This is a genomic window from Nocardioides psychrotolerans, assembly GCF_900113685.1.
GTDB classification, from domain to species: Bacteria; Actinomycetota; Actinomycetes; order Propionibacteriales; family Nocardioidaceae; genus Nocardioides; species Nocardioides psychrotolerans.
The window spans coordinates 180,542-206,783 of record NZ_FOQG01000004.1 but is presented as its reverse complement, the minus strand read 5'-3'; the positions used below and the strand labels follow the sequence as shown (position 1 = coordinate 206,783).

29 protein-coding genes are annotated in these 26,242 nt (G+C 71.3%); 10 read left to right on the top strand and 19 right to left on the bottom strand.

The window, feature by feature from the left end; all coding sequences use genetic code 11:
- Positions 1 to 63 precede the first annotated feature (63 nt).
- The 7 genes from BM204_RS22180 to BM204_RS07000 form a co-directional block, all read right to left on the bottom strand.
- A complete protein-coding gene (locus BM204_RS22180) occupies positions 64 to 261 on the bottom strand; it encodes a hypothetical protein (protein ID WP_143099681.1) in 198 nt (65 codons plus the stop codon).
- A gap of 39 nt (positions 262 to 300) precedes the next feature.
- Positions 301 to 1,281, bottom strand: a complete 981-nt coding sequence (locus BM204_RS07020; RefSeq protein WP_091111562.1) for a co-chaperone YbbN — start codon at positions 1,279 to 1,281, stop codon at positions 301 to 303.
- Between the two features lie 182 nt (positions 1,282 to 1,463).
- Positions 1,464 to 2,672 (bottom strand): acetyl-CoA hydrolase/transferase family protein, encoded by a 1,209-nt coding sequence (locus tag BM204_RS07015; protein WP_091111560.1) that lies wholly within the window; start codon positions 2,670 to 2,672, stop codon positions 1,464 to 1,466.
- A gap of 43 nt (positions 2,673 to 2,715) precedes the next feature.
- Positions 2,716 to 3,231: a PH domain-containing protein gene (locus tag BM204_RS07010; protein ID WP_091111709.1), complete on the bottom strand. Its 516-nt coding sequence runs from the start codon at positions 3,229 to 3,231 to the stop codon at positions 2,716 to 2,718.
- A gap of 18 nt (positions 3,232 to 3,249) precedes the next feature.
- On the bottom strand, positions 3,250 to 3,411 hold the full coding sequence (locus tag BM204_RS22570; RefSeq protein WP_170259122.1) for a hypothetical protein: 162 nt from the start codon (positions 3,409 to 3,411) through the stop codon (positions 3,250 to 3,252).
- A gap of 94 nt (positions 3,412 to 3,505) precedes the next feature.
- Positions 3,506 to 4,498 carry a methylmalonyl Co-A mutase-associated GTPase MeaB gene (gene meaB / locus BM204_RS07005; protein WP_091111559.1) on the bottom strand — a complete coding sequence of 331 codons (993 nt, stop codon included), beginning with the start codon at positions 4,496 to 4,498 and terminating at the stop codon, positions 3,506 to 3,508.
- The gene (locus tag BM204_RS07000; protein WP_091111557.1) at positions 4,499 to 5,689 is read right to left on the bottom strand and encodes an acetyl-CoA C-acetyltransferase; all 1,191 of its coding nucleotides are present in this window, start codon (positions 5,687 to 5,689) and stop codon (positions 4,499 to 4,501) included.
- A 151-nt stretch (positions 5,690 to 5,840) separates the two neighbouring features.
- Here BM204_RS07000 and mce point away from each other — a divergent pair, with 151 nt between their 5' ends.
- The 4 genes from mce to BM204_RS06980 all read left to right on the top strand — a co-directional run bounded on the left by mce (position 5,841) and on the right by BM204_RS06980 (position 10,463).
- Positions 5,841 to 6,290 (top strand): methylmalonyl-CoA epimerase, encoded by a 450-nt coding sequence (gene mce, locus BM204_RS06995; RefSeq protein WP_091111556.1) that lies wholly within the window; start codon positions 5,841 to 5,843, stop codon positions 6,288 to 6,290.
- Between the two features lie 153 nt (positions 6,291 to 6,443).
- Positions 6,444 to 7,784, top strand: a complete 1,341-nt coding sequence (gene ccrA / locus BM204_RS06990) for a crotonyl-CoA carboxylase/reductase (protein ID WP_174813004.1) — start codon at positions 6,444 to 6,446, stop codon at positions 7,782 to 7,784.
- Positions 7,785 to 7,971: 187 nt separating this feature from the next.
- Entirely contained in the window at positions 7,972 to 9,255 is a 1,284-nt protein-coding gene (locus BM204_RS06985; protein ID WP_091111553.1) for a hypothetical protein, read from the top strand.
- Positions 9,252 to 10,463, top strand: a complete 1,212-nt coding sequence (locus tag BM204_RS06980; protein WP_091111551.1) for an AI-2E family transporter — start codon at positions 9,252 to 9,254, stop codon at positions 10,461 to 10,463. The genes BM204_RS06985 and BM204_RS06980 overlap by 4 nt, the downstream gene beginning before the upstream one ends.
- Before the next feature lie 375 nt (positions 10,464 to 10,838).
- On the opposite strand, the gene BM204_RS06975 is transcribed toward BM204_RS06980, so the two are convergent.
- The 4 genes from BM204_RS06975 to BM204_RS06960 all read right to left on the bottom strand — a co-directional run bounded on the left by BM204_RS06975 (position 10,839) and on the right by BM204_RS06960 (position 13,976).
- Entirely contained in the window at positions 10,839 to 11,723 is an 885-nt protein-coding gene (locus BM204_RS06975) for a hypothetical protein (protein ID WP_147095085.1), read from the bottom strand.
- 75 nt (positions 11,724 to 11,798) lie between these two features.
- Complete coding sequence (locus BM204_RS23190; protein WP_246166193.1) at positions 11,799 to 11,993, bottom strand: RNA polymerase sigma factor; 195 nt, start codon at positions 11,991 to 11,993, stop codon at positions 11,799 to 11,801.
- Positions 11,994 to 12,250: 257 nt separating this feature from the next.
- Positions 12,251 to 12,997 (bottom strand): class I SAM-dependent methyltransferase, encoded by a 747-nt coding sequence (locus tag BM204_RS06965; RefSeq protein WP_091111547.1) that lies wholly within the window; start codon positions 12,995 to 12,997, stop codon positions 12,251 to 12,253.
- Between the two features lie 10 nt (positions 12,998 to 13,007).
- Positions 13,008 to 13,976, bottom strand: a complete 969-nt coding sequence (locus BM204_RS06960; RefSeq protein ID WP_091111546.1) for an EamA family transporter — start codon at positions 13,974 to 13,976, stop codon at positions 13,008 to 13,010.
- 38 nt (positions 13,977 to 14,014) lie between these two features.
- Here BM204_RS06960 and BM204_RS06955 point away from each other — a divergent pair, with 38 nt between their 5' ends.
- Positions 14,015 to 14,557 carry a CGNR zinc finger domain-containing protein gene (locus tag BM204_RS06955; protein ID WP_091111544.1) on the top strand — a complete coding sequence of 181 codons (543 nt, stop codon included), beginning with the start codon at positions 14,015 to 14,017 and terminating at the stop codon, positions 14,555 to 14,557.
- 15 nt (positions 14,558 to 14,572) lie between these two features.
- Here the strand turns inward: BM204_RS06955 and BM204_RS06950 are convergent, their stop codons facing one another.
- Entirely contained in the window at positions 14,573 to 15,373 is an 801-nt protein-coding gene (locus tag BM204_RS06950) for an alpha/beta hydrolase (protein ID WP_091111543.1), read from the bottom strand.
- Positions 15,374 to 15,410: 37 nt separating this feature from the next.
- Positions 15,411 to 16,175, bottom strand: coding sequence for an endo alpha-1,4 polygalactosaminidase (locus BM204_RS06945; RefSeq protein ID WP_091111541.1), 765 nt, complete (start codon positions 16,173 to 16,175; stop codon positions 15,411 to 15,413).
- A 69-nt stretch (positions 16,176 to 16,244) separates the two neighbouring features.
- Here BM204_RS06945 and BM204_RS06940 point away from each other — a divergent pair, with 69 nt between their 5' ends.
- Entirely contained in the window at positions 16,245 to 18,161 is a 1,917-nt protein-coding gene (locus BM204_RS06940; RefSeq protein WP_091111540.1) for a S8 family peptidase, read from the top strand.
- 19 nt (positions 18,162 to 18,180) lie between these two features.
- Here BM204_RS06940 and BM204_RS06935 read toward each other — a convergent pair whose 3' ends face one another.
- Positions 18,181 to 18,729 (bottom strand): GNAT family N-acetyltransferase, encoded by a 549-nt coding sequence (locus BM204_RS06935; RefSeq protein WP_091111538.1) that lies wholly within the window; start codon positions 18,727 to 18,729, stop codon positions 18,181 to 18,183.
- Positions 18,730 to 18,890: 161 nt separating this feature from the next.
- On the opposite strand from BM204_RS06935, the gene BM204_RS06930 reads away from it, so the two are divergent.
- A complete protein-coding gene (locus BM204_RS06930; RefSeq protein WP_246166195.1) occupies positions 18,891 to 19,391 on the top strand; it encodes an SRPBCC family protein in 501 nt (166 codons plus the stop codon).
- Positions 19,392 to 19,396: 5 nt separating this feature from the next.
- Positions 19,397 to 20,314, top strand: coding sequence for a DUF6910 family protein (locus BM204_RS06925; protein WP_091111537.1), 918 nt, complete (start codon positions 19,397 to 19,399; stop codon positions 20,312 to 20,314).
- 33 nt (positions 20,315 to 20,347) lie between these two features.
- Here the strand turns inward: BM204_RS06925 and BM204_RS22565 are convergent, their stop codons facing one another.
- The 3 genes from BM204_RS22565 to BM204_RS06915 are packed head-to-tail and all read right to left on the bottom strand — an operon-like array spanning position 20,348 to position 22,966.
- On the bottom strand, positions 20,348 to 20,506 hold the full coding sequence (locus BM204_RS22565; RefSeq protein WP_170259123.1) for a hypothetical protein: 159 nt from the start codon (positions 20,504 to 20,506) through the stop codon (positions 20,348 to 20,350).
- Positions 20,507 to 20,562: 56 nt separating this feature from the next.
- On the bottom strand, positions 20,563 to 22,365 hold the full coding sequence (locus BM204_RS06920; protein ID WP_246166197.1) for a 3-hydroxyacyl-CoA dehydrogenase family protein: 1,803 nt from the start codon (positions 22,363 to 22,365) through the stop codon (positions 20,563 to 20,565).
- A gap of 58 nt (positions 22,366 to 22,423) precedes the next feature.
- Positions 22,424 to 22,966 carry a GNAT family N-acetyltransferase gene (locus BM204_RS06915; RefSeq protein ID WP_170259124.1) on the bottom strand — a complete coding sequence of 181 codons (543 nt, stop codon included), beginning with the start codon at positions 22,964 to 22,966 and terminating at the stop codon, positions 22,424 to 22,426.
- Here BM204_RS06915 and nucS point away from each other — a divergent pair.
- Together nucS and BM204_RS22945 are read left to right on the top strand one after the other, a co-directional pair.
- Positions 22,931 to 23,668 carry an endonuclease NucS gene (nucS, locus tag BM204_RS06910; protein WP_091111533.1) on the top strand — a complete coding sequence of 246 codons (738 nt, stop codon included), beginning with the start codon at positions 22,931 to 22,933 and terminating at the stop codon, positions 23,666 to 23,668. The genes BM204_RS06915 and nucS overlap by 36 nt on opposite strands.
- A complete protein-coding gene (locus BM204_RS22945; protein WP_091111532.1) occupies positions 23,668 to 24,189 on the top strand; it encodes a DUF952 domain-containing protein in 522 nt (173 codons plus the stop codon). The genes nucS and BM204_RS22945 overlap by 1 nt, the downstream gene beginning before the upstream one ends.
- A 17-nt stretch (positions 24,190 to 24,206) precedes the next feature.
- Here the strand turns inward: BM204_RS22945 and BM204_RS06900 are convergent, their stop codons facing one another.
- Positions 24,207 to 25,286 carry a sensor histidine kinase gene (locus tag BM204_RS06900; protein ID WP_091111530.1) on the bottom strand — a complete coding sequence of 360 codons (1,080 nt, stop codon included), beginning with the start codon at positions 25,284 to 25,286 and terminating at the stop codon, positions 24,207 to 24,209.
- A 46-nt stretch (positions 25,287 to 25,332) separates the two neighbouring features.
- On the bottom strand, positions 25,333 to 26,223 hold the full coding sequence (locus BM204_RS06895; RefSeq protein ID WP_091111528.1) for an FAD-dependent oxidoreductase: 891 nt from the start codon (positions 26,221 to 26,223) through the stop codon (positions 25,333 to 25,335).
- Between the last annotated feature and the right edge of the window lie 19 nt (positions 26,224 to 26,242).

Below are 26,242 nucleotides of genomic sequence, written 5' to 3'. Positions count from 1 at the left end.
GGGGGGTCGTGTGCCAGGACAACGCGCCACCTCCCCGCGAGGCACGGGTGACCTGGATCTTGTCTAGACCCGGGTCTGGACAGCGGTCGCGACAAGGTCGCGGGCGAGCATCGTGGCGCCCGCAACCGCGGCCGGCATCACGAGCACCGCGCCGACGGGCACCACGAGCGACACCTGCACAGCGAGGACGAGCAGCGCCGGGACCATGCCGAGCAGCATCAGCCCGGGGCGTCGCCGCCACGGGCCGAAGCCGCGCAACACCTAGGAGGCCCCGGACGACACCGGCAGGTCAGCGGTCGGTCAGAACAGCGCGGACGCGAGCGCCTGACGGCCCTTGAGGACTCGCGGATCGTCGTTGCCCACGGCGGCGAAGAGGCCGAGCAGGTGCTCGCGTGCGGCGTTCTTCTCGTCGCCCGAGGAACGACGGACCAGCTCGACGACGCGGACGAAGGCGTCGTCGACGGCACCGTCGAGCAGGTCGAGGTCGGCAACCAGGGTCTGCGTCTCGACGTCGTCGGGGGCTGCGTCGGCGGCGGCCCGTGCGGCGGCCGGGTCGACCCCCCGGGTGCGTTGGAGGACCCGGGCCATGGCCAGTCCGGCGGCGGCCTCCACGTCGGCGGGGTTGGCGGTGACGAGCTTCTGGTACTCCGCGACAGCGCCGTCGATGTCGTCGCGCGCCAGCGCGTCCTCAGCCGCGGCGTAGCGCGGGTCGGCCGGTGGCTCGCCGTCGGTCTCCTCGGCTGCGGGCGCGCCGGTCAGCGGCTGGTGGCGCGCGGTCATGCCCTGGGCGGCGAGGCCCTGCATGACCTGGGTCAGGGTGGCCCGGAGCTCCTCGATCGGCAGCGCGTCCTGCAGCAACGGCGCAGGCCGACCGTCGAGCACGGCGACGACCAGCGGGATCGAGGGGACCTGCATGGCCTGGGCGATGCCCGGTGCTGCGTCGATGTCGACGAGCCCGACAAGGAAGCTGCCCTCGAACTCGCCCGACAGCGCTGCGAGGTCATCGGCCAGCTGGCCGCTCTCGGGCATCCGCGTGCGCGAGTAGAACGCGAGCATGACCGGTGCGGTCATCGACTGCTCGATGACGGCCTGGAAGTTCTCCTCGGTCACCTCCAGGACGTAGGACGACGTGCCGGTCGGCGCGCCACTCGCGCCGCCACGCGCTGCCCCTGCGCCGGGTCCGCCTCGTCCGGGTCCGCCGGCTGTCGGGGCAGGCGCGGCCGGGCGCTTGAGGGCGGAGAGGTCGAACGCTCCGGGACGGGTGAACGGCTGCTGGGTCATGGGGCCAATCCTAGGGACGCCGCCGGCAAGGTCGTCAGCCGGAGGTCCGGCGGACGTCGACGGATGGACGTCGGTGGGGGGATGTCGGGCCTGTCCCTCGGGGGGACGAGCCCGTTCATCGCCGGTCGAGCCCCCGCCTCGGTGGGCGAGCTCGCACGGGTGGCCGAGCCCCTGGACAGCAGCTAGGCCAGCCCGAGCCCGACCGCCTCCTCGCGCAGCTCCTCACGCACGCTCGGGTGAGCGGCGTTCTCGATGATCTGACGGGCCTGCTCGCGCTGTTCGCGACCGAAGACGTCCGCGATGCCCTGCTCAGTGACGATCGCGCTCATCTGGAAGGACGTGACCGGCTCGTCGACGAGCGCGACGACGGTGGAGCAGTCGGCCTTGGGGTGCCAGGAACGCAGCGCGATGAAGGCCTGGCCTCCCGTGCTGTGCAGGGCGCCGACGATGAAGTCGGTCTGACCCCCGAAGCCCGAGTGGATCCGGGCCCCGATCCGCGAGGCGTTGGCCTGCCCGAAGAGGTCGACCTGGAGGGCGGTGTTGACGCTGACCATCGCGGGGTTGCGCGAGATCAGCGCGGGGTCGTTGGTGATCTCGGTGCGCACCATCCGCACGCGCTCGTTGCCGTCGACCCAGTCGAGCAGCTCGGGTGAGCCGAAGAGGAACGACGCCGTGATCGGCACCTGCCGCTCGAGGGCTCCGGCGCGCTCGAGCTCGAGGACGCTGTCGGAGAACATCTCGGTCCAGATCCGCAGGCCCCTCCGTGCCGCCAGGCCCCGCAAGGTGGCGTCCGGGACCGCGCCGATGCCGGCCTGCAGGGTCGCGCCGTTGCCGACCCGCGCCGCGACCTCCTCTCCGATCCGGGCGGACGCGGCGTCGACCGGGCTGCCGGTCGAGTGCAGCATCGGCTCGTCGACCTCGACCATCACGTCGATGTGCTCGACGTCGACCTCGGCGTCCCCGAAGGTCCACGGCATCCGCTCGTTGACCTGGGCGACGACCACGCCACCGGCACGTCGTACGGCTTCGATCGCCGCCGGCAGCACGTTGACCTCGACGCCCAGCGACACCTTGCCGTCTCGGGGCCGGGTGGTGTGGAGCACGACCGCGTGCGGCGCCACCGGCCCGGCGAAGAGCGCCGGCACCAGCGAGAGCCGCGACGGCACATAGCTGAGCCGGGGGCTGCGTCGCATGCCCGGCCCGACGAACGACGTCTCCAGCGTCACGCCCTCACGGTCGGGGACGCCGGCCTGGGCGTTCAGCATCCACAGCCGGTACGACGGCAACAACTCGTCCACGAGGCCCAGCGTCGTCCACGGGGTCGCATGGTTGCCCGTGACGACGATGCGGGGGTCGGCGGGGAGACGGGCCAGGTGCTGGGCGAGGTTCACCTGTTGATTGGAGCAGGTGCCGGTCGCGGACGCACGCCCGACGTCAGTTGACGACGCGCGGGCCACGCAGGCCCGAGCGCTGGACGACCCGCTGGATCGCGAGGTCGCGCTCGTCGGGGCGCCCGACGTAGCGGATGTCGCGCAGTCCTTGCTCCTGCGCGGCCGACTCGAAGCAGAAGTGCCCGAAGCCGAGGAGCCGCCCGTGCAGCGGCCGTACGACGCTGATGTCGAGGATCCGGCTCAACGGCATCGTCGCGAGGTGCGTGGACAGCACCCCGTGGACCCGGAAGACACGCATGTTGGTGATCACGAAGCGGTCGCGCCGCTCGCGCAGGATCCCCCAGGCGGCCCGCGCTCCGAGCACCGCCGCGATCAGCAGGAACACCCAGCCGATGTCGACGTGCACGAACGGCACGGCGACCAGCGCCGCCACCGCCAGCAGCCCCTCGAGGCAGGGCCGGAGGTAGGCGACCCAGTGGTGGCGCACCTCGTCGACGATGACCTCCCCCTCCTCGCGCAGGAGGTGACGGGAGATCTTCGGGTCGCCCCACGAGGTCAGCAGCCCCACGCGCAGCGCCTAGAGCTCACCGAAGAAGTCGATGACCGCGCGGAAGAGGGTGCCGCCCCAGTCGGCCACCTGACCTCCGGCCGCGCTCGTGGCATCGGCGAGGCCACCGGGGTCGGTGAACATCCAGAAGCCGAAGAAGAGCACCACAAGGGCGATGAGCACCTTGTTCATCGAGAGAATCTCCATCGTGAGCCGGGGAAGGATCAGTTCGCCACCTTGGTACCACTGATCACTCCCGCACCGGCGCAGGCGCGCGGCAGGGCCGTCAGTCGCCCATCGACTCGAGCAGCCGGTCGGCGGCCGCGTAGGGGTCCGACTCCCCCGCCACGACGGCGGCGGCAAGCACGTCGAGCTCGGAGCGGCCGTGCACGTCACCCCAGCCCCGTCGCAGCGCGGTGAGCGCGATCGCCTCGATCTCGCCCCTGGCCCGTCGCGTACGGCGGCGCGTGAGCTCGCCGGTCGTCTCCAGCCAGGTCAGGTGCTCGTCGAGCGCGGCGGCGACCTCGTCCACGCCCTCGCCCTTCTGGGCGACGGTCGTGATGATCGGCGGCTGCCAGGCGCCCTCGCGGCGCTCCCCGAGGGCGAGCATCGAGCGCAGGTCTCGGCGCACCTGGTGGGCGCCGTCGCGGTCGGCCTTGTTGACGACGTAGAGCTCTCCGATCTCCAGGATGCCGGCCTTGGCCGCCTGGATGCCGTCGCCCATGCCGGGGGCGAGCAACACCATCGTGGTGTCGGCGAGGCCGGCGATCTCGACCTCGCTCTGCCCGACGCCCACGGTCTCGACCAGGATCACGTCGCAGCCGGCCGCCTCCAGGACGCGCAGGGCCTGCGGGGTCGACCAGGCGAGACCGCCCAAGTGGCCGCGCGAGGCCATGGAGCGGATGAAGACCCCCGGGTCGGAGGCGTGGTCCTGCATCCGGACCCGGTCGCCCAGCAGTGCTCCCCCGGAGAACGGGGAGGACGGGTCGACCGCGAGGACGCCGACCCGCTTGCCCTGACGGCGCAGCTCGCTGACGAGGACGTTGGTGGACGTCGACTTGCCGACGCCCGGGGAGCCGGTGATGCCCACGACGTGCGCGTGCCGACCCGCTGCCGTCAGCGGCGCCAGCGCGGCCATCACCTCACGCAGCAGGGGTGACTCGTCCTCGACCAGCGAGATCAGCCGGGCGACCGAGCGGGCCTGGCCCGCCAGGGCCCCGGAGACGAGATCGGGGACCGACGCCGTCCGGCGTCGGCCTCCGGTGGACTCGAGGGTCACTCAGGCCTTCGGCACGCGCACGATCAGGGCGTCGCCCTGGCCGCCGCCACCGCACAGGGCGGCCGCACCGACGCCGCCACCGCGACGCTTGAGCTCCAGCGCCAGGTGCAGCACCAAGCGGGCACCGGACATGCCGACCGGGTGGCCCAGGGCGATGGCGCCGCCGTTGACGTTGACCTTGGACTCGTCGAGGCCGAGCGAGCGGGCCGACTCGATGCCGACCGCCGCGAAGGCTTCGTTGAACTCGACCAGGTCGAGGTCGGCGGGCGTGATGCCCTCCTTCGCGCACGCCTTGGCGGTCGCGTTGGCCGGCTGCATCTGCAGGCTGGAGTCAGGCCCGGCGACCATGCCGTGGGCACCGATCTCGGCCAGCCACTCCAGACCGAGCTCCTCGGCCTTGGCCTTGGTCATGACGACGACGGCGCAGGCACCGTCAGAGATCTGGGAGGACGAGGCAGCGGTGATGGTGCCGTCCTTGGAGAAGGCGGGGCGCAGGCCGGACAGGGACTCGGCGGTGGTGTCGCCCCGCACGCCCTCGTCCTGGCTGACGACGACCGGGTCACCCTTGCGCTGCGGGATAGAGACCGGGACGACCTCCTCGTCGAAGACGCCGTTCTTCCAGGCCGCAGCGGCCTTCTGGTGCGACTGTGCGGCGAACTCGTCCTGCTCGGCCCGGGTGAGCTTCGTCCCGGCGGCGTTGCACTGCTCGGTGAGCAGGCCCATCGCCTGCTGGGTGGTCTGGTCGTAGAGCGCGTCGTAGGCCATCGAGTCGACCAGCGAGACGTCGCCGTACTTGAAGCCCTCACGCGACTTGGGGAGGATGTGCGGCGCGTTGGTCATCGACTCCATGCCCCCGGCCACGATGATCTCGGCCTCGCCGGCGCGGATCATCTGGTCGGCGGTCGCGATGGCGTTGAGGCCCGAGAGGCAGACCTTGTTGATCGTGATCGAGGGCAGCGAGAGCGGCAGCCCGGCGGCGATGCCGGCGGTGCGCGCGGGGTTCTGGCCGGCACCGGCCTGGATGACCTGGCCCATGACCAGGTAGTCGACCTGGTCGCCGGTGACGCCGGCCTTCTCCAGGGCGCCCCTGATGGCGTGCCCGCCGAGCTCGGCGGCCGTGAGGCCCTTGAAGCCTCCGAGCAGACGACCGATCGGGGTGCGTGCCCCGGCGACAATGACGGATGCTGACATGGGTGCCTCCACTGGTTGAACGGTGACGAGATGGGTCTCTCGTGACCATACCCACGAGCCTCGTCGGGCCGCGAGGGTGTCCGCGACCGCGCCGTGAGGCACACGTCACAACGGGTCGCGGCGAGCGGCCCGCCATACGAGCATGTGCCCCATGACTGCATCGTTCGACGTGCCCGCCCACCTCTTCACCGCCATCGACCACGTGGGCATGGCCGTGCCCGACCTGGACGAGGCGATCGCGTTCTACCGCGACATCTTCGGCATGACGCTGGCCCACGAGGAGGTCAACGAGGAGCAGGGCGTGCGTGAGGCGATGATGGCCGTCGGCGACTCCGGCTCCTGCGTGCAGCTGCTCGCGCCGCTCACCGAGGAGTCGACGATCGCCAAGTACATCGGCCGCTCCGGCCCCGGCTGCCAACAGGTCGCCTACCGCGTCACCGACGTCGAGCAGGTCAGCTCGATCCTGCGCGAGCGCGGTCTGCGGCTGCTCTACGACGCACCCAAGCGCGGCACCTCGGACTCGCGGATCAACTTCGTGCACCCCAAGGACGCCGGCGGTGTCCTGGTCGAGCTCGTCGAGCCCGCCGCCGCCCAGCACTGATTGGCCAGCACCGAAGGCCGGCACTGAATGGCCGGCACTGAGACAACCCGCACACTGCGCCCCACGCCCGGTCACCCACCGGTATCTTTCGGCCCTGATCCCGTGGGCCGGACCAGCCCCACCAGCGCCACCGAGCAGAGGAAAGAGCCACTCGTGCAGAACATCCTGGACGCCATCCAAGCCGGAGACACCAGCAGCGAGGACTTCGCCAACCTGGCCCTCCCCGAGTCCTACCGGGCCGTGACGGTCCACAAGGACGAGGTGGACATGTTCGAGGGCCTCGCCACCCGCGACAAGGACCCCCGCCAGAGCCTGCACATCGAGGACGTCGCCCTGCCCGAGCTCGGTCCCGGCGAGGCCTACGTCGCGGTCATGGCCTCGGCGATCAACTACAACACCGTGTGGACCTCGATCTTCGAGCCCGTCTCCACCTTCGGCTTCCTCGAGCGCTACGGCCGGCTCTCCGAGCTCACCAAGCGCCACGACCTGCCCTACCACGTGGTCGGCTCCGACCTCGCCGGCGTCGTGCTCAAGACCGGCCCCGGCGTCACCAGGTGGAAGCCCGGCACCGAGGTCGTGGCGCACTGCCTCTCGGTCGAGCTCGAGGACCCCGCCGGCCACGACGACACGATGATGGACCCCCAGCAGCGCATCTGGGGCTTCGAGACCAACTTCGGCGGCCTGGCCCACATCGCGCTGGTCAAGTCCAACCAGCTCCTACCCAAGCCCGCCCACCTCACCTGGGAGGAGGCCGCCTCCCCCGGCCTGGTCAACGCCACCGCCTACCGCCAGCTGGTCTCCAAGAACGCCGGTCAGATGAAGCAGGGCGACAACGTCCTCATTTGGGGCGCCTCCGGCGGCCTGGGCGGCTTCGCCACCCAGTACGCGCTCAACGGCGGCGCCAACCCGATCTGCGTGGTCTCCAACGAGGAGAAGGCCGACATCGTGCGCTCCATGGGAGTGGAGATGATCATCAACCGCTCCGAGGAGAAGTGGCAGTTCTGGAACGAGGAGGGCACCGAGCAGAACCCCAAGGAGTGGCAGCGCCTGGGCAAGAGGATCCGTGAGCTCACCGGAGGCGAGGACATCGACATCGTCTTCGAGCACCCCGGCCGCGAGACCTTCGGCGCCTCTGTCTACGTCACCCGCAAGGGCGGCGTGATCACCACCTGCGCCTCCACCACCGGCTACATGCACGAGTACGACAACCGCTACCTGTGGATGAACCTCAAGCGCATCGTCTCCAGCCATTTCGCCAACTACCGCGAGGCGTTCGAGGCCAACCGCCTCATCGACCAGGGCAAGATCCACCCGACCTTGTCGCGCACCTACTCCCTCGAGGAGGTCGGCCAGGCCGCGCTCGACGTGCACCACAACTTGCACCAGGGCAAGGTCGGCGTGCTGTGCCTGGCTCCCGAGGAGGGCCTCGGCGTCCGCGACCACGAGAAGCGTGCCAAGCACCTCGACGCGATCAACCGCTTCCGCGGCGTCTGACATCGGGTCCGCTCGGTGACCCGTCCTCCATCGAGGGGCGGGTCACCGTCGATTTCGGGACGTTTCCGCGGCCCGACCACCCCTGCGGTGCGCGTCGCTGAGACGCCCCGAGTGCCGGGGTGGGTTCTCTCAGCCAGATCATGGAAGATGGGTGGGCCACCCCCCACCAGCGACGAGGAAACTCCCCATGAGCGACCAGGGTCTGTCCATTTTCGACCACGAGCCCGACGCCGCGACCAACGAGCCTGACGCGGAAGCGACCCAGGTGATCCCGGTGCAGCCCGAGCAGAAGGGGGCGCCCACACCGCCCCCTGCTGGCCAGAAGCCCGCCCAGAAGCCGGTCCAGCCGGTGACCCAGAAGCCGGTGCTGCCGCCGCCGGCCGAGCGCACCGCCGCCCAGCCCGTCGTCCCTCCGGCTGCCTCGCGCCCGGCCCCCGCAGCCCCGGCCCGCGCCGCTGCTCCGATCGCGAGCGCGCTGAGCGGAGGTTTCCCCGTCGTACGCCGTGGCGGCTACGACCGCTCGGCGGTCGACACGCAGGTCAACCAGCTCGCCCGTGACAAGGCCGGGCTGAGCGCGAGCCTCACCGAGTCGGAGCGCCGCGTCCTGGAGCTCGAGGCCGACCTCACCGACGCCAAGACCCAGATCGCGGAGAACGCGACGCCCTCCTACGCCGGTCTCGGCGGCCGCGCCAGCACCATGCTGCGCCTGGCCGAGGAGGAGGCCACGGAGATCCGTGACGTCGCCGAGCGCGACGCCAACGAGATCCGTGAGCAGGCCTCGCGCGATGCCAAGGCCATCCGCGCGGACGCCTCCCGGGAGGCCGAGGACATGCGCTCGGTCCAGCTCCAGGAGCTCGACCAGACCCGCGTCCGCGTGCTCGGCGACGCCGAGCAGGAGCGCACGCTGGCGAAGGCCGAGGCCGAGGACAGCCTGGCCGCTGCCCGACGTGAGGCCGACCAGCTGCGACTGGCTGCCCAGCAGGAGACCAGCGAGATGCGCACCTTGGCGACCCGCGAGGTCGAGCAGGCCCGCGCGGCCGCGGACCGCGAGGTCCAGGAGGCGCGTCGCACGCTCGCTGTGGAGAAGGAGCGCCTCGCCCGCGAGGCCACCGACCACCACAACTCGGCCACCGCGGAGACCCGCCGGCTGGTCGAGGAGGCCGAGGACCGGGCCGCTGCCGCCGAGGAGCGCGCCAGCCAGGCCAGCAAGCAGGCCACCGAGAACCGCGCTGCCGCCCAGGCCGAGGCCGAGGCGACGCTCTCGCGCGCCCGCCGCGAGGCCGAGCAGGTCGTGGCGACCGCCAACAGCCAGGCCGAGTCGGTCGCCTCCACGGGCACGGTCGAGATCGAGCGCGAGATCGCTGCTCGGCGCTCCGAGCTCGACCGACTGACCAAGCGTCGCGACGCGATCTCCGCCCAGCTCGCGTCGCTGCGCGACGTCGTCGCCGGGTTCGGCGAGGACGAGAGTTGAGCCAGGACCCGCAGGCCGCCGCCGGGGCGGCCGAGCGGGCCGAGGTTGCGGCCGATCACGCCGAGACCGCCGCGGAGCACGCCGAGACGGCCGCCGAGCACGCCGAGCACGCCGCCGAGCAGGCCGGGCACGCCGTCGAGCAGGTCCACACCGACGACTACGGCACGCCCGGCAGACCCTTCGAGAAGCGCTCACCCTTCTACCTCGGCTTCTTCGGCGCCCTCGGCGTGCTGGTCGCCTACTTCCTCTGGTCGGCGCTGCTGAGCATCGGTTCCACGCTGCTCCTCATCGTCGTCGCCCTCTTCATCGCGGCGGGGCTGAACCCGTCGGTGGAGTTCCTCGAGCGCCGCGGCCTGCGACGCAGCCTCGCGGTCACCGCGGTCATCGTGGCGTTCCTGGGAGCTGTGGCGCTCTTCATTGTCGCGATCGTCCCGGTCATCACCGACCAGGTCACGGCGATCAGCCAGAGCGCCCCGGGCTGGCTCGACGAGCTGCAGAAGAACAGGCAGATCCAGAAGCTCGACGACGAGTACGACATCATCTCCAAGATCCGCGACTACGTCGCTAACGGCGACTTCCTCAGCGGCATCTTCGGCGGGGTGCTCGGGGTAGGCCTCAAGATCTTGGGCGCCCTCTTCAACGCGTTCATCATCCTGGTCCTGACGCTCTACTTCCTCAGCTCGCTCGACAAGACCAAGAACGCCTTCTACCGCCTGGCCCCCGCCTCGCGTCGCCACCGGGTCTCGCTGCTCGGTGACCAGATCGTGCGCAACGTCGGCGGCTACGTCTCCGGCGCCTTCATCGTCGCGCTCTGCGCCGGCATCTCGTCGCTGGTGTTCCTCTTCGCCGTCGGGCTCGGCGACTACGCCGTCGCACTGGCCTTCGTCGTGGCCCTGCTCGACGTGATCCCGATGATCGGCGCCACCCTCGGTGCCGTCGTCGTGACCGCGATCGCCTTCGCCACCGACGTCAAGACCGGCATCATCTGCGCGATCTTCTTCCTGGTCTACCAGCAGCTGGAGAACTACGTGATCTATCCGCGGGTGATGTCGAAGTCGGTCGACCTGCCCGGCGCGGTCATCGTGATCGCTGCCCTCGTCGGCGCCGGCCTGCTGGGCGTCGTCGGTGCGCTGCTCGCCATCCCCACGGCGGCTGCCATCTTGCTGATCCTGCGCGAGGTCGTCGTACGCCGGCAGGACGCGCGGTAGGCGGGTCCCCGCCCCGGGTCAGGCACTGCTGACTCATGTGTGGGTGTGCTCGGCCGCGGCGCTGGGCCGGTCGCCGGCTGAGGCGGGCGCGAGGTCGTGTGCCGCAGGCAGCGTCCCAGTGCGGTCAGAGGTAAAGGACCCCACGACCTGTGCACCCCCGCCCGACCCTGTGCCGAGTGGTGGGTGCCAGAGCGCGCCCTGGCGCTGCCTCCGGCACACGACCCCAGCACCGTGCGCCCAACACCCCACCTGCCCCGGCCGTGCGCCGAGTCGGCGCGATGTTGCAGGTGGGGCCAGGTCCCTGGGGTGCCGCTTCATCAAGGCCAGCACCGCCGTCCGAGGAGCGCGACGCCCGCTGTGCAACATCGCGCCGAGTCACCCGAGACCGCCGATGAAGTAGTCGGCGAATCCCGCCACGCTGATCGAGGATCCGTAGACCACGGCGGGGATTCCACCGACCGCCCACGGGAATGTCATTGCCGGCGTGAGCGGCGATGTCTCGAAGCCGCTCAACCCGCCTGCGTCGCGGTCGATCCCCGGGCAGACCATGTGGACGACGTCCCGGTCGCTGACGGTGCCGTCGTCGGCGACCTGCTCGAGCACCACCCACTCGACTTCGAGGATGTCGAGGGTGGGGCACTGGTCGCGAGGAGGTGCGACTTCGGACATCGCGCGACGGCAGGCGGCCAGGGCGACGGGGCCCAGCTCGGCGGCATAGGCCAGCTCTGGCGTTGTGTCCGACGCATCCTCCCGGCGGTAGACGCAGACGCGCAGCGTGGTGGGCTCACGCGAGGGGTTGACACCGCCGGCGTGATCGAGGGTGCCGCGAAGCTCGACCTCCGAGAGGCAGACTTCTCCTCCGCGCGCCGTGCTCAGGATGTGCTCGCGCAGTTCCGCATCGTCCGTGGCAACGGTGAGCATGCTGCCGTTCACTTCCACGGTCTCCTGCGACCAGCCGTCGCCCAGGTCGATCGTGCCGGGGTCCACGTCGGCTCCCAGCCAGACGTAGGGGGCGGAGGGCGGTGACGGCGGGTCGACGCACATGTCGGTCTGGGCGAGAGGGCGTCCGACGTAGGGCACGGCTTCGTCGAACCTCACGACGCGCCGGCCGTCAGCCGTCCTGCTGGGTCCAGGACCGCAGGCTGGAGGAGTTGAACCCCAGCCCCAGTCGGCCGGGACGTCGACGGCAAGGTCGGCCCAGTACTCCGTGCGCCGACCGGGCTCGCCGGTGGGCACATCAGGCTCGTCGGTGACACCCACCGAGGGTGCCGAGCGCCGGTCGTCGTCGAGCGCGACGCACGGCGCTCGAGCCCGTCACGCATGGCCTGCTCCAGCTCAGCGTCGTCCATCACGGTCCTCCTCGGTCACATCGGTCGGATCGGTCAGCAGGGTGCGCAGCGCCGCGAGCGCGCGGTGGACGTAGGTGCGCACGGCGAACTGGGAGACACCCAGCACGGCCGCGATCTCGTCGTAGTCGAGGTCTTCGTAGAACCGCAGCACCACCGCCGCCCGCTGCTGGCGCGGCAGCACCGAGCTGCGGACTGCACCGCGTCCTCGGCGTCGTGCTGGGAGCCGGTGACGAGGAAGGCGAAGCGCAGCAGCGCGGGCACGCGGGCGCTGGCCCAGTCGTCGAACGACAGGTCGCCCACGTCTCGTCGCGCCGCGCTCACGCATCCATCCACGCACGACTGACGCCCGGAGCGCCGCAGGTGTTGCGTCGCGGCGCCGACTTCTTTGCACCAGGGGCCTCCCCGGGATGGTCAATGGTTTGACCACCCCGCGGAACCTCAGCGCCGCACGGCCTCGATCTCGAGCCGCACGTAGTCGATCACCGGCTCGGTGAGCGCCAGCCGCACCTGGCGCACGAAGCCCTCGTGCTCCTCGGCCGGCAACCCGTCGAGGTGGGAGCCCAGCACGACGGTGGCGAGATAGGTCTCCAGGACGGCCACGTCGTCGCAGCGGAAAGGATCGACGCGAAGCCGGACGTCCTCCACCTCGAAGCCGGCGTTCTCGAGCCGCGACCGGGTCGAGCCGTCGTCGGCGAACTCCCAGTCGGACGGCGCCCCACCGGTCACCGACGCGATCGCGCGCGTCACGTCGGCCACGTTGCCGCGACCGCCGCAATCGGAGACCAGCCTGGCACCCGGCCGCATGACCGCCGCGAGGTGGGTGAGGAGCAGGTCGTGGTCGGGCACCCAGTGGAAGGCCGCGACGCTCATCACCGCGTCGACCGGCTCGGCGATCGGCAGCGGCTCCATCAGGTCGGCGTGCACGTAGGACACACGCTTGTCACCCAACCGGGTGCGTGCGACGTCGAGCATCTGCTGCGAGCCGTCCAGCGCCACGAGCCGCGCGTCGGGCCAGCGGCCGCGCAGTGCCGCGGCGTCGCGTCCGGTGCCGCAGCCCGCGTCGAGCACGACCTCGTCGCCGGTGAGCCGGAGCCGGTCGAGAACGCCGCGGCCCCATTGCTCGTGGGGCAACGTCAGCGCGTCGTAGGTGGTGGCATCCCATTCGCGAGGCCGGTCACGAGTCATGGGGCCGAACCTACGCGGGAAGCTCCGGCGTGGTCGGGAGCGACCGCTCCCCGAGCTTGACCGCGACGACGCCGGCCATGATCAGGATGCCGCCGGCGAGCTGGACGGGTCGCGGCAGCTCATCGAGGAGCAACCACGCCCACAGCACGCCCATCACGACCTCCGTCAGCGCCACGAACGAGGCGACACGTGACCCCAGTCGACGACTGGCCGCGATGCCGGAGACATAGGCGATAGCCGCCGTGACGAGGCCGAGCAGCACCAGCGGGACCCACCACGCGACCGACGATCCGGCCATCGTCACGTCCTGGGTGGTGGCCGTCATCGGCAGCAGCCCGACGAGGCCGAGGAAGCCGAGGGACAGCCCGCCGATCACCAGGCCGGCGGCGGCGAGCGCCAGCGGCGGCAGCCCGTTGTCCTCGTCGGCGGAGATCACGAAGTAGACCGCGCAGCCGACCATGGCCCCGAGCGCCCACAGGACGCCGGCGACGTTGAGCTCGGCGCCGCTGATCAGGTCGAGGACCAGCACGAGCCCGAGGGCAGCCAGACCTGCTCCTACCAGGGTGAGCGCGCCTGGACGCTCGCCGTGGCGCAGCCAGAGCCAGACGACGACGGCCGCCGGTGCGGTGTACTCGATCAGGAGTGCCGGGCCGACCTGCATGTAGCCGACGGCCGAGAAGTAGCAGAACTGCGCACCGGCGACGGCGAGCAGTCCGTAGGTGAGGACCAGCCCGCGGTTGGCACGGAGCAGGTCCCAACGCCCCCGCAAGGCGACGTAGCCGAACGGGGCGACGACCGCGGCCGCCAAACCGATGCGGACCAGGACGACCGAGCCCGGAGTCCACCCGGTGTCGAGGAGCCCGCGCGCGAGCGCGCCGGAGAGCCCGAAGGTCACCGCGGACAGCAGGGCCAGGAGCAGCCCGCTCACGGTGCGCGACGCACCGGCAGTCGCCGCGTCGTCACGAGTCAAGGTGGTCATGGGTCATGACACTAAGGTTCGTGCCGTAACCTGTCAATGTGACTTTTGCTCATGACACCGAGATGTCTCTCCAGGCCGCCATCACACTGGTCAACTCCGAGGACCCGACCGAGGACACCCTGGAGACCCTCGCCGACCTCCAGCGCTTCTACGACGAGTTCGCCTACACCGGTCGCCACGACGCCGACCAGGCAGAGCTCCACACGATCCGGGCTCTTCGGCCTCGCCTGCGCGAGCTGCTGACCGCTGACCGCGACGACGCGGTCGAGCTCGTCAACGAGATGCTCCGCGAGGGCAAGGCCCTCCCGCAGCTCGTGCGCCACGAACCCTTCGACTGGCACCTGCACGCCGTCGACAACCAGGCTCCGCTCGCCACCCGCATCGTCGTGGAGACCGCGATGGCGATGATCGACGTCATCCGCGCCGACGAGATGTCGCGCCTGGGCCACTGCGCCGATGAGGAATGCACCGGCGTCGTCCTCGACCTCTCCCGCAACCGCTCCCGCCGATTCTGCTCGACCCCCTGCGGGAACCGCAATGCCGTCGCCGCCTACCGCGCCCGCCAGGCCACCGCCGGCTGAGGGTCTCGAGCAACCTCAGGTCTGCGCGGGACCGGGGACGGGGACGTCCTTGTAGGCCGCGAGGTTGTGCGCGTTGTACGCCGAGGTGTCGGCGAGCTCCATCGGGCCGTCCCACTCGGTGGCGAGCGGCAGCGTGACTCCGGGCGCGACCCGGCGCACGATCTCGTCGAGGACCTTCTCGGCGTCGCCGACCCACAGGTGCTTGCTGCCCTCGAAGGGCACGACCTCCGCCTGCGGGATCGCCTTGAACCGCTCCGTCGCCTCAGCGGGCTGAAGGTAGTCGTCGTGCTCGGGCACGAACGCGTGCACGGGCTTCCCCGACTCCGCCCACGGCTCGAGGTGCTCGGGCTCGCTGAAGCGCAGCGGCGGGCTGAGCAGGATCGCGCCGTGCACGGCCGGGTCGAGCCCGTACATCAGCGTCAGGTCGGTGCCGAAGGACCAACCGACCAGCCAGATGTCCGGCAGGTCGTGGAACTCGGCGTACTCGATCGCGGCGGCGACGTCGTAGCGCTCCCCCACGGCGTTGTCGAAGGCACCTTCGCTGGTGCCCTGCTCGCTCCAGGTGCCGCGGGTGTTGAAGCGCAGGACCGCGACGCCCGCGAGGGCCGGCAGCCTGAACGCGGCCTTGCGGTAGACGTGGCTGTCCATCATCCCGCCGTGGGTCGGGAGCGGGTGCAGGCAGATGATCGTGGCCACGGGGTCGCCCTCGAGCGGCAGCGCCAGCTCCGCGACGAGCGTGAGCCCGTCGGCGGTCTCGAGCGTCAACCGCTCGCGTCGCGCGGGCAGGACCGAGTTGGCGCGGATCTTCTGGCTCACCCGTCCAGGTTATCCAGCGCCCGCCGCGCACGACCCCTCAGCACCAGCGGTGCACCCCGTCGGGGCTGAGGTCCAGGTCGCGGAGCACGATCGCGAGGTCGTCGCCGTGCTGGCGACAGGCGCGGCGGAAGTCGCGCAGCCGGTACTCGACCATCAGCACCCGGTCGCCGAAGTCGTCCACGTAGGCGTCGCACTCGTCGAAGCGCGCGCACGACTCGGAGACTGCGAAGTCGAAGCCGATCCGGGTGCCGTCGTAGCCCGCCAGATTCTTCTGCCCGGCCGCGAGCCCCTCCGCGTGGGCCCGCTTCACCAGCAGACTCGCGAACGCCAGTCCCTGCGCCCGGGTGACCAACCGACCGCTGCGGGTGAAGGAATCGAGGTTGTCGTACTCCACGGCGGCGAAGCCGTCGGCCGCGCACCCAGCGGTCCAGCGCCCCACGATCCGCGCGAGCGCCGTGCGCTTGCCCGCCGTCCGCACGTCGAGCAGCCACTCGCCCCACGCCTCGTCGACGACCGGCCGCCCATCGCGCTTGAGCACCAGGGCCCAGTGCTGACGCCAGAAGCGCTTCGCGTCCGGCTGGGTCTGGAAGCCGTTGACGTAACAGACGTTGTAGCGCCCCTCGAGCGGCGCCGACGTCCGGTCGCGCACGACGATCCCCACGTGCGCGGGCACGTCACGGTCGCCACCGAGCGGGTAGTCGACATCGGTGCCGACCGGCAGCCCCTCCACCGCGGCGCACGACGGACCCGACGCGCCGAGCGCGAGCACCAGCAGGACACCGATCACCGCGAGACGCCTCATGCACGCACCGTACGTCGTAACCCCGGCGGGCGGACACGCGTTAGCAGGCCAGTCCACGAAAGGGATCCGATGTCGCACCTGCGCTCACGGATGGTCGCGCTCACCTGCGCCGCCGTCGCTGCACTCCCCCTGTCCGGCACTGCCACCGCAACCGCCGCCGCCACGGGAGCCCCCCGCTCCACCTCAGCCGCCACGACGAGCCTCGCCGCCCTGCGCGCGACCCACCTCGGTCTCGACCGCCTCCTCGCCGCCGGGACCCACGAGACCCACGGGACCCACGGGAGCAAGGCCATCGTCACCTTCGACTCGGTGCCGAGCGCGGCCGAGGTCGCCGCCCTGCGGGCCCTGGGCCTCGTGGTGCAACCGATGGAGCGCCTGCCGCTGGCCCTGGTCGCCGGCAGCGTGCCGCAGCTGGTCAGCGCGGTGAGCAGCGGGATCGGTCTCGACGTCTACCCCGACGAGGAGCTGGACTACCTCGACACCGCGTCGTCCGACGTGGTGTCGTCCTCCCCCGCAGCCGCCCGGGCGCTGCGCGCGAAGGGCCTGACCGGCAAGGGCGTCACGGTCGGGGTCGTCGACTCCGGCTGCGACGGCACGCACCCCGACCTCGCGGACCACATCACCACCAACGTCGTCCTGGTCAGCCCGGAGTACGTCAACGCGGGCACCGACCCCACGATCGTGGTCCCGATCGACAAGGGCCCCTACAGCAACACCGACCTCGGCAGCGGCCACGGCACCCACGTCGCCGGCATCATCGCCGCCGACGGCACATCCGGGCCCGAGCACCTCGGCGTCGCACCCGACGCCGAGCTCGCCTGCTTCGCCATCGGCGCCGTCATCACGACGACCGCCGTGGTCACGGCCTTCGACTACATGCTCGACCAGCCCGGGATGCTCGGCATCGACGTGGTCAACAACTCCTGGGGCAACTCGTTCCGCCAGTTCGACCCGCGGGACCCGGTCAACGTCGCGACCAAGGCGGTCGCGAAGCGCGGTGCCGTCGTGGTCTTCGCGGCCGGCAACTCCGGCTCGGAGCAGGGCGAGGCCAGCGTGAGTCCCTTCAACCAGGCGCCGTGGGTGTTCTCGGTGGCAGCGAGCGACCTGAACCGTGAGCGCGGCGGCTTCTCCTCCAACGGCCTGGCCCTCGACAACGGCCGCGCTGCCCCCATCGGCCGCGGTGGCCACACCGTCTTCCTCGGTGACCGGGTGGGCAACACCCAGCCCGACGTGTCGGCTCCCGGCGTCGACATCTCCTCGACCTGCGACAGCACCGGCTCAGTGATCGGCCCCTGCCCGCAAGGCGGCAACGCCACGGCGTCCGGCACGTCGATGGCCGCGCCGCACGTCGCCGGCGCCGCAGCCGTGCTCTCGCAGGCCAACAAGCAGCTGACCGTCCGGCAGCTCCAGCAGGCTCTGACGGCGACCGCGACCCCGATGCTCGCCGACGGCAAGCGATCGACCTCCTCGCAGGTCGGCTACGGCCACGTCAACCTCGACCGGGCGGTCACGCTCGTGCGCTCCTCGGGCTGGAAGACCCGGCTCGCCACCGCGCAGCGCCGGGCCACCGCCCGGCTCCTGGCCCAGGACCCCTGGACGGTGACGCGCTCTGACCTGTGGCAGGAGGCGGCACCGGTCCTCGCCCTCGGTGGCTCCTACACCCGGACTCGCAGGGTGACGCTCGCGAAGGGCTCCACCGCTCTCAAGGTCGCGCTCGTCTACCCGACACCCGGCACGGCTGCCAACCTCGCGAGCTTCACCGGCACCGTGCGCAACGCCGCCGGGAAGATCGTGGGCACGACCACCAGCGACCTGCTCTACGCGACGGGCATCACCACCACCCTCGTGAAGGGTCTGGCGCCGGGTCGCTACACCATCGAGGTCACCGGCGACTACGCCGTCTCCGACCCCGACACCGTCGACAGCGACTCGGTCAACGGCCGTGTCGTGTTCCTCCAGGTGGCGCAGCTGCGTCAGCAAGCGTGACCCCCGCCGGGCCGCTGCGTTAGGAGAGACAGCGCCACGCCGCCGAGCCGGACGACCGCCCTATGGGGTGGTGGTCGTCCGCTCGGCGCCGGCGAGGGTGGTCATGCTCGCCACGACGTCCCAGCCGAGCCGCGCGTAGAGCGCCTGACCCTCGAGCGACGCCGCCAGGACCCCGACGCGCCCCCTGCTGGAGCGCCCAGGCCTCCAGCGCCACCATGACGTCGCTGCCGAGGCCGCGACGCCGGTGCTCGCGATGCGTCTCGATCCGGTCGAAGGTGGCATGTGCACCGACCACCGCAACCCACCCTCCGGCTGCCTCCACGTCGTCCTGTCGGAGCGAGACGTGGAGGCGGGGACCGTCGACGCCGTGCTCCACCGACCTCGCACCACCCTCGCTTCGCTCGAGCGGGCGGGTCATCAGCACCTCGTGGTCCAGCTCCACCCGCAGCCCGCTGGGGACCACGAGCACCCACGGTCGCGCGGTGAGGACGGTCATCCACACGTCGGTCGTGCCCACCATGCGCTGCGCGGTCTCGTCCACCAACGACTGGCTCGGCTCGGTGAGCACCAGCTCCAGGCGGCGCCCACCACCTCGACCTCGACCTCGAGCACCTCCCCCCGACGGGCCGAGGGCACCTGCCGGGAGCAGGCGAAACCTTCCACCCAGAGGTCGACGAGGTGGGCGAGGTCGGGCGTCGTCATGCGGCCCAGGCTGGCATGATCGGGCTCGTGACCGACACCCGCATCGAGACCAGCCGCCGCATCGCCGCGTCCGCAGCCGACGTGTTCGCGCTGCTCTGCGACCCCCACGGCCACGTGGCCATCGACTCCTCCGGCATGCTCCAGGACTGCACCGGCGAGCCCGTGACGAAGGCCGGCGACAGCTTCGCGATCCACATGGACCGTGAGTCGCTCAACGACTTCCCCGAGATGGGCCGCTACGACGTCACGGTCACGATCCGTGCCTTCGAGCAGGACCGGCTGATCTCCTGGACCATCCTCGGGCGGGTGCGCCCTCAGATCGGTCACGTCTACGGCTACCGCCTCGAGCCGGTCGAGGCGACCGACGACGAGCCCGAGGGCACGCTGGTCACGTCGTTCTACGACTGGTCCGACATCGCGCCGGAGTGGCGCGAGATGGACATCTTCCCCGTCATCTCCGAGGGCGCCCTGCGTGGCACCCTCGGCATCCTCGACCGCACCGTGCGACGCGGCTACCCGCGCGGTTAGAGGTCATGCGCGTCGAGCTGACCGGCACAGAGGCGCTTCGCTTCGACGACGGATCCCCCGTGCGGGCGGCCTCGGCCGCGCTCGCGATGCCCACCGGGCTCCTGGTCGTCCAGGACGACGCCACCCACGCCTGCTGGCACCGCACGACCGGCACGGAGAAGATCCGGCTGCTGCCCCCGGTCGAGGGCCACGACACGTTCTCCGAGGCCGCCGGCACCAAGCAGCTCAAGCCCGACCTCGAGGCCGCCTGCCGACTCCCGCAGCTCGGTCCCGATGTCGCGCTGCTCCTCGGCTCGGGCTCGACGCCGCGCCGGATGCGGGCCGTCGTCGTCGACGTCGGCTCGGGCAGGACCAGCACCCGCGACCTCGCTCCCCTGCATGCCAGGGCCGCCGCCCTGCTCGGCATCGACGACAGGCAGCTCAACCTGGAGGGCGCCTGCGTCGTGGGTGACGTCCTGCGCTGGTTCCAGCGCGGCCGGCCCGCCGGGGGGCTGCCCACCGCAAGCGTCGACGTGCCGCTGGAGGCGCTCCTCGACGCCCTGGCGCGCGGGGCTGCGGTCACGGAGGTGCCCGTGCGGCACGCCCTCACCTACGACCTAGGTGAGGTCGACGGAACGGGGCTGGCCATCACCGACGTCGTGGCCCTGCCCGACGGACGGCTGCTGGTCAGCGCCGCGGCCGAGGACTCCCCCGATGCCTACGACGACGGGCCGGTGCTGGGCTCGGCGCTCGCCCTGCTGGACGGCGCCGACGTGCTCGACGTCGTCACGCTCCCGCGCCTCGGTGGGCGGGCCGCGAAGGTGGAGGGCCTCACGCTCCTCGACGCCGACGCCGGCCTCGGCGAGCTGCGCCTGCTCGCGGTCGCCGACCAGGACGACCCGGCAACGCCGTCGCCCCTGCTCACCCTGCGGGTGGGCCCGTGAACCAGCGCCGGCGCTGCCCGCTCGGCTGAGGTGTCAGCAGACCCCGCCGCGCACCTCGGCAGCGGTGCTCCCGGCCCGCAGCTCGTCGGCCATCCCCCAGAACACCTCGGGGTAGTCCCCACGGTCGACCTGCACCAGCGCGTCGAACTGCCCGGCGTACAACCGTCGGAAACGTTCCTGGCGCTCGCTCACGACGGGTTCATGTCCGGCACCGGGCCACGCGTTGCACCCGTCGCGACACCCGTTGCTCAGCGGGCGCTGTAGTCCCGGAAGCCGCGCTTGGTCTTGCGACCGAGGTAGCCGGCCGTCACCAGGTGCTCGAGCAGCGGCGCCGGAGCGAAGCCGGGCTCGCGGAACTCGAGGTAGAGCTCGCGCTGGATGGCCAGCGACACGTCGTTGCCGACCACGTCGAGGAGCTCGAACGGACCCATCGGCAGCGCACAGCCCTGCTTCATCGCGAGGTCGATGTCGTCGGCCGTGGCGTAGTGCGCCTCGAGCATCTTGACCGCGTCGTTGAGGTAGGGGAACAGCAGCGCGTTGACGATGAAGCCGGCCCGGTCGCCGCACGAGACCGCGACCTTGCCGATCTTGGCGCACAGCGCCTGGGTGGTCTCGGTGACGTCCTCGGAGGTCGACACGGTCGAGACCACCTCGACCAGCTTCATGATCGTCGCCGGGTTGAAGAAGTGCATGCCGATGACGTCCTCGGGACGCAAGGTCGCCTTGGCCATCGCGATGATCGGCAGGCTGGACGTCGTGGTCGCGAGGATCGCACCGGGCTTGCAGATCTCGTCGAGGTTCTCGAAGAGGGTGGTCTTGATCGCGAGATCCTCGGCGATCGCCTCGACGACGATGTCCGCGTCCTTGAGGTCGTCGAGCGAGGTGGTGCCGCTGACGCGGGCCAGGACCTCGGCCTTGGCCTCCTCGGTCGCGCGACCGCGCTGGATCTGCTTGTCGAAGTTCTTGGTGATCGTGGCGGTCACGCCGGCGACCTTGTCGGCGCTGCGGCCGACGAAGAGCACGTCGTAGCCGGCCTTGGCGAAGACCTCGACGATGCCGCTGGCCATGGTGCCGGTGCCGACGACGCCGACGGACCTGATGTCGTGCTTGAGCTCGGGCAGCTCGTCGGCAGACGGTGTCTTGTCGTCGGCCACGACGGCCGAGGTGTCGGGGCCTTCGTAGGTGTAGAAGCCGCGACCGGTCTTGCGACCGAGCCGACCCGCGGTGACCATCTGCTTGAGGATCGGGGTGGGCGCGTGGAGCCGGTCGCGGCCCTGGCGGTACATCGTCTCCAAGATCTCGTACGCCGTGTCGAGACCGATCAGGTCGAGCAGCGCCAGCGGGCCCATCGGGTAGCCACAGCCGAAGCGCATGGCGGCGTCGATGTCCTCGCGCGAGGCGTACTTGCCCTCGAACATCGAGGCGGCGTGGTTGAGGTAGCCGAAGAGCAGCGTGTTGGCGATGAAGCCGGCCTTGTCGCCACAGACGACGGGGCTCTTGCCGACCTGCGCGACCAGGCCCTTCACGTCGTCGAGCACCGCGGGCTCGGTCACGACGGTCTTGATGATCTCGACGAGGTTCTGCACGGGCGCGGGGTTGAAGAAGTGCACGCCGATGACGCGACCCGGCGAGGCGTTGGCGGTCGAGATCTCGGTGACCGAGAGCGAGGAGGTGTTGGTCGCGAGGATGGTGTCGGGGGCGACGATCGAGTCGAGCGCCTTGAAGATCGACTTCTTCGTCTCGACGGACTCCACGACGGCCTCGACCACGAGGTCGGCCCCGGAGAGGTCCTTCAGCTCCGTGGTGAACGTGATGCGGCCGAGGAGCTCGGCCCGCTCGGCCTCGGTGAGCTTCTCGCGCTTCACCGCCCGAGCCGTGGAGTTCTCCAGGTACTGGCGGCCGCGGGCGACGCCATCGTCGTTGAGCTCGACGCCCACGACGGCGAAGCCGTTGCGCGCGAAGACCTCGGCGATCCCGGCACCCATGGTGCCGAGACCGACGACGCCGATGGTGCGGAACGTGCGGGCAGATGTCTCAGGCGTGCTCGTCATGGCGGGCATCATTCCACGGCGAGCAGATCTCGGGAGTGTCGGTTCACTCACCGGTAACTTAGCGCGTGGCCACTCGTCCCAACCGGGCCTGCATGACCACCCGCGGGCCGTGCCGGTCGAGGCCCAACGCCCGCTCGTGGTCGCGCTGGCGGCGCAGGAACGGCTCGCCCCCACCCACCTCCACGAAGCCCAGCCGGGCGTAGAACGGACCGTTCCAGGCCACGTCCCGGTAGGTCGTGAGCGACAGCGAGTCGAAGCCGTCCTGCCACGCCTCGGCCTGCGCGTGGCGCACCAGCGCGCTGCCCAGGCCCTCCCGCGCCCTGCTCGGCAACACCGAGAGCTGGGCGAGGTGCGCCTGCCCCTCGGCGTACAGGACATGGGCGAAGGCCACCGGTTGCCCCACCTCCCCGACGACCAGCAGGAAGCCCGGTGCCTCGATGCGGTCCCGGCCCTCCTCGCCGGGCGAGGCGAGCGCGTCGCCGGTCAGGTCACCGAACGCCTCCTCGAAGAGCGGGAGGCCGCTGTCCTCGATCGCCCGGATCCGGCGCAGGTCGGCGGCACGGGCATGGCGCGTGACGTGGCGGGGCTGGGGAGGCGGCACGGGCCCACTGTAGATTCGTCGCCCGTGAGACTCGTCGTTGCGCGCTGCCAGATCGACTACGCCGGTCGGCTGACCGCCCACCTGCCCCTGGCGACCCGGGTGCTGATGATCAAGGCCGACTCCTCGGTGCTCGTGCACTCCGACGGCGGCTCCTACAAGCCGCTCAACTGGATGTCGCCGCCGTGCACGCTGCGCGAGGGCACCACCGAGGACGGCCAGGTCGAGTGGACCGTCACCAACCCCAAGACCGACGACACCCTGCGCATCCTGGTCGAGGAGATCATCAGCGACTCCTCGCACGACCTCGGTGTCGACCCGGGCCTGCAGAAGGACGGGGTCGAGAAGCACCTCCAGGAGCTGCTGGCCGAGCACCCCGCGACGCTGTCGGACGGCCTCACGCTCGTGCGCCGCGAGTTCCCCACCGCCATCGGCCCGGTCGACCTGATGTGCCGCGACGCCGCCGGGTCGAGCGTCGCGGTCGAGATCAAGCGCCGTGGCGACATCGACGGTGTCGAGCAGCTCACCCGCTACCTCGAGCTGCTCAACCGCGACCCCCTTCTCGCCCCCGTGCGCGGCATCTTCGCCGCCCAGGAGATCAAGCCCCAGGCTCGCGTGCTCGCCATGGACCGCGGCATCGCGTGCGCCGTCGTCGACTACGACGCCCTGCGCGGGCTCGACGACCCCTCGCACCGCCTGTTCTGATGCGGATCTTCCACATCGCGACGGTCGCCGACTGGGAGGCGGCGCGCACCTCGGGCGCCTACACGACCTCCACGATCGGCCGCACGCTCGCCGAGGAGGGCTTCCTGCACGCCAGTCGAGGCGACCAGTGGCAGGGCGTGCGCGAGCGGTTCTACGCCGACGTCACCGATCCGCTGCTCCTGCTCGTGATCGAGACCGACCGCCTGACGGTGCCCATGGTCGAGGAGCCCGTGGCCGACAGCGCCGAGACGTTCCCCCACATCTACGGCGCACTCTCCCCCGACGCGGTGGTCCGCACGATCCCCCTCGACGGCCGGCCGCTGCCGGAGCAGACGTTCTCCCAGGTCTTCCTCGGCGAGGTCCTACGGCGAGTGGTGCTGGCCCTGCTCGTCATGGGCATCGCGGTGGTCGGCGCCCTCGTCGGCTCGGCCGTCGAGCCCACCCTCGGCGCTTCCGTCGGGCTGCTCGTCGGTCTCGTGGTCGGTGTCGGGGTGGCCCTCGTGGTCCACCGCCGACGCTGACTCGGCGTCGCCCCCTTTCAGGCGTGGGGGAGGTAGACCAGGAACGACGTGCCGACGCCCGCCTCGCTGGTGACGTCGATCCGACCGCCATGGGCCTGCACGATCGTCTGCGCGATGGGCAGCCCCAGCCCCGCACCGGGCGTGTGCGCGACGACCGCCTCCGCTCCGCGGTAGAGCCGCTTGAAGAGGTGCGGCATCTCCTCGGGCACGATGCCGCGGCCGGTGTCGGTGACCTCGAGCAGCGCCATCGAGCCGGCGTCGGCGACGCGCAGGGTGACGACGCCGCCGGGCTCGGAGAACTTCAGCGCGTTGCCGAGGAGGTTCTCGATGACCTGGACCAGCCGGAGGAAGTCGCCCAGCACCGGGCGGATGAGCTCGGCCTCGAAGCGCACCTCCAGCTGGGCTCCTTCGGCCAGCGGCCCCCGGTCCGCCAGCACACGGCGTGCCACCTCGACCAGGTCGACCGGCTTCAGCGTGAGCTGGTGACGCTGGTCGTCGAGGAAGGCGAGGGTGAGAAGGTCGTCGACCAGCCGCAGCTCGCGCGCGGCGTTGCGTTGGATCACCGACACGATCTGGCGGGCCCGCGGGCCGAGCTGGTCGTCCTCCAGGTCCTCGAGCAGCTCGGCGTAGCCGATGATCGAGGTGAGCGGCGTGCGCAGCTCGTGGGAGACGGTGGCGATGATGTCCTCGCGCATCCGGTTCCCCTCCTCCTGGAGGCGAACCCTGTCGGAGATGTCACGGACCGAGGCCGACACCAGCACCCCGGAGTCGGTCACCAGCGGCGACAGCGAGATCTCGACCGGCAGCTCGTGGCCGTCCTTGTGCCGGGCGAAGAGCTCCCTGCCGACCCCCATGGGCCGGACCGCCGGAGCAGCCAGGAAACCCGCGCGCCGATCCCGGTGGACCACCCGGAGCCGGTCGGGCACCAAGACCTCGATCTGCTGCCCTAGGAGCTCGCTCTGCGACCAGCCCAGGACGTTGGTGACCTGGGTGTTGGCCAGCACGATGGTGGCGTTCTCGTCGACGACGACCGTGGCGTCGGGTGCTGCGTCCAGCAGGCTCCCGAGCAGCGCAGCATCCAGTCGTGTCTCCCGCACCGCACGACCCTACTGCCGCTCGCCCGGACCCGTCCTCGCAACCCCCTCACGAGGCCAGGGCAGCGACCTCGGCGGCGCAGCCCCAGCTCAGAGTCACCCCGGACCCACCGTGGCCGTAGCAGTGGACGACCCGCCCCTGCCGCTCCAGTCGTACGCCGGGCCGGGCGGGCCGGAGCCCGACCTTGTGCCCGCGCACCCGGGCGAGCGCCAGCTCGGGCACCAGGAGGCTGGCGCGCGCGAGGATGGCTGCCGCCGTCTCCGGTGACGGGGTCCGGCTCCAGTCGCCCTCCTCGGCGGTGCCACCGATGACGACGTCGTGCTCGCGGGGCACCACGTAGGTCGGTCCCGCCCCGTCGAGCCACCACTGATCCAGCCCCAGGCCCTGCCGATCTACGTAGACGACCTGACCGCGAACGGCGGTCACCTCGAGGTCGGCCGCAAGCAGCCGTGACCCGATCCCGGAGCAGTTGACGACGAGGTCTGACCCGTCGGGCAGGACCCGCAGGCTGAGCCGCGTCAGCGTCCCGCCCAGCGCCTCGACCCGGGCCGCGAGCCAACCGAGATAGACCGGCATCTCCACGACCGGGGCCACGAAGCTCCAGCCCCGGTCCACGCGCGACAACGACGGCACCGCCGAGACCCACCACGGGTCCGGGACGGACGCCGGGACGACCTCGGTGCCGGCGACCATCCGCACCCCTGACTGCGGCGCGTCGACCGCCAAGGCCGCCAGCTCGTCGTACGTCGTGGCCGACCAGGCGGTGACCCGGTCCTGAGGCAGGGCGCGATAGGGGTACCAGATCGCAGCGGCGACCGCGGAGGTCGTCTCCCGGGGCAGGTCACGCGCGACGACGTCGACCCGGTGCCCGGCCTCGAGCAGGCGCACCGCGCACGACAGGCCGACGACCCCGGCCCCCACGACGATCACGCGGCTCATGGCTCGAGTCTCCCCCATC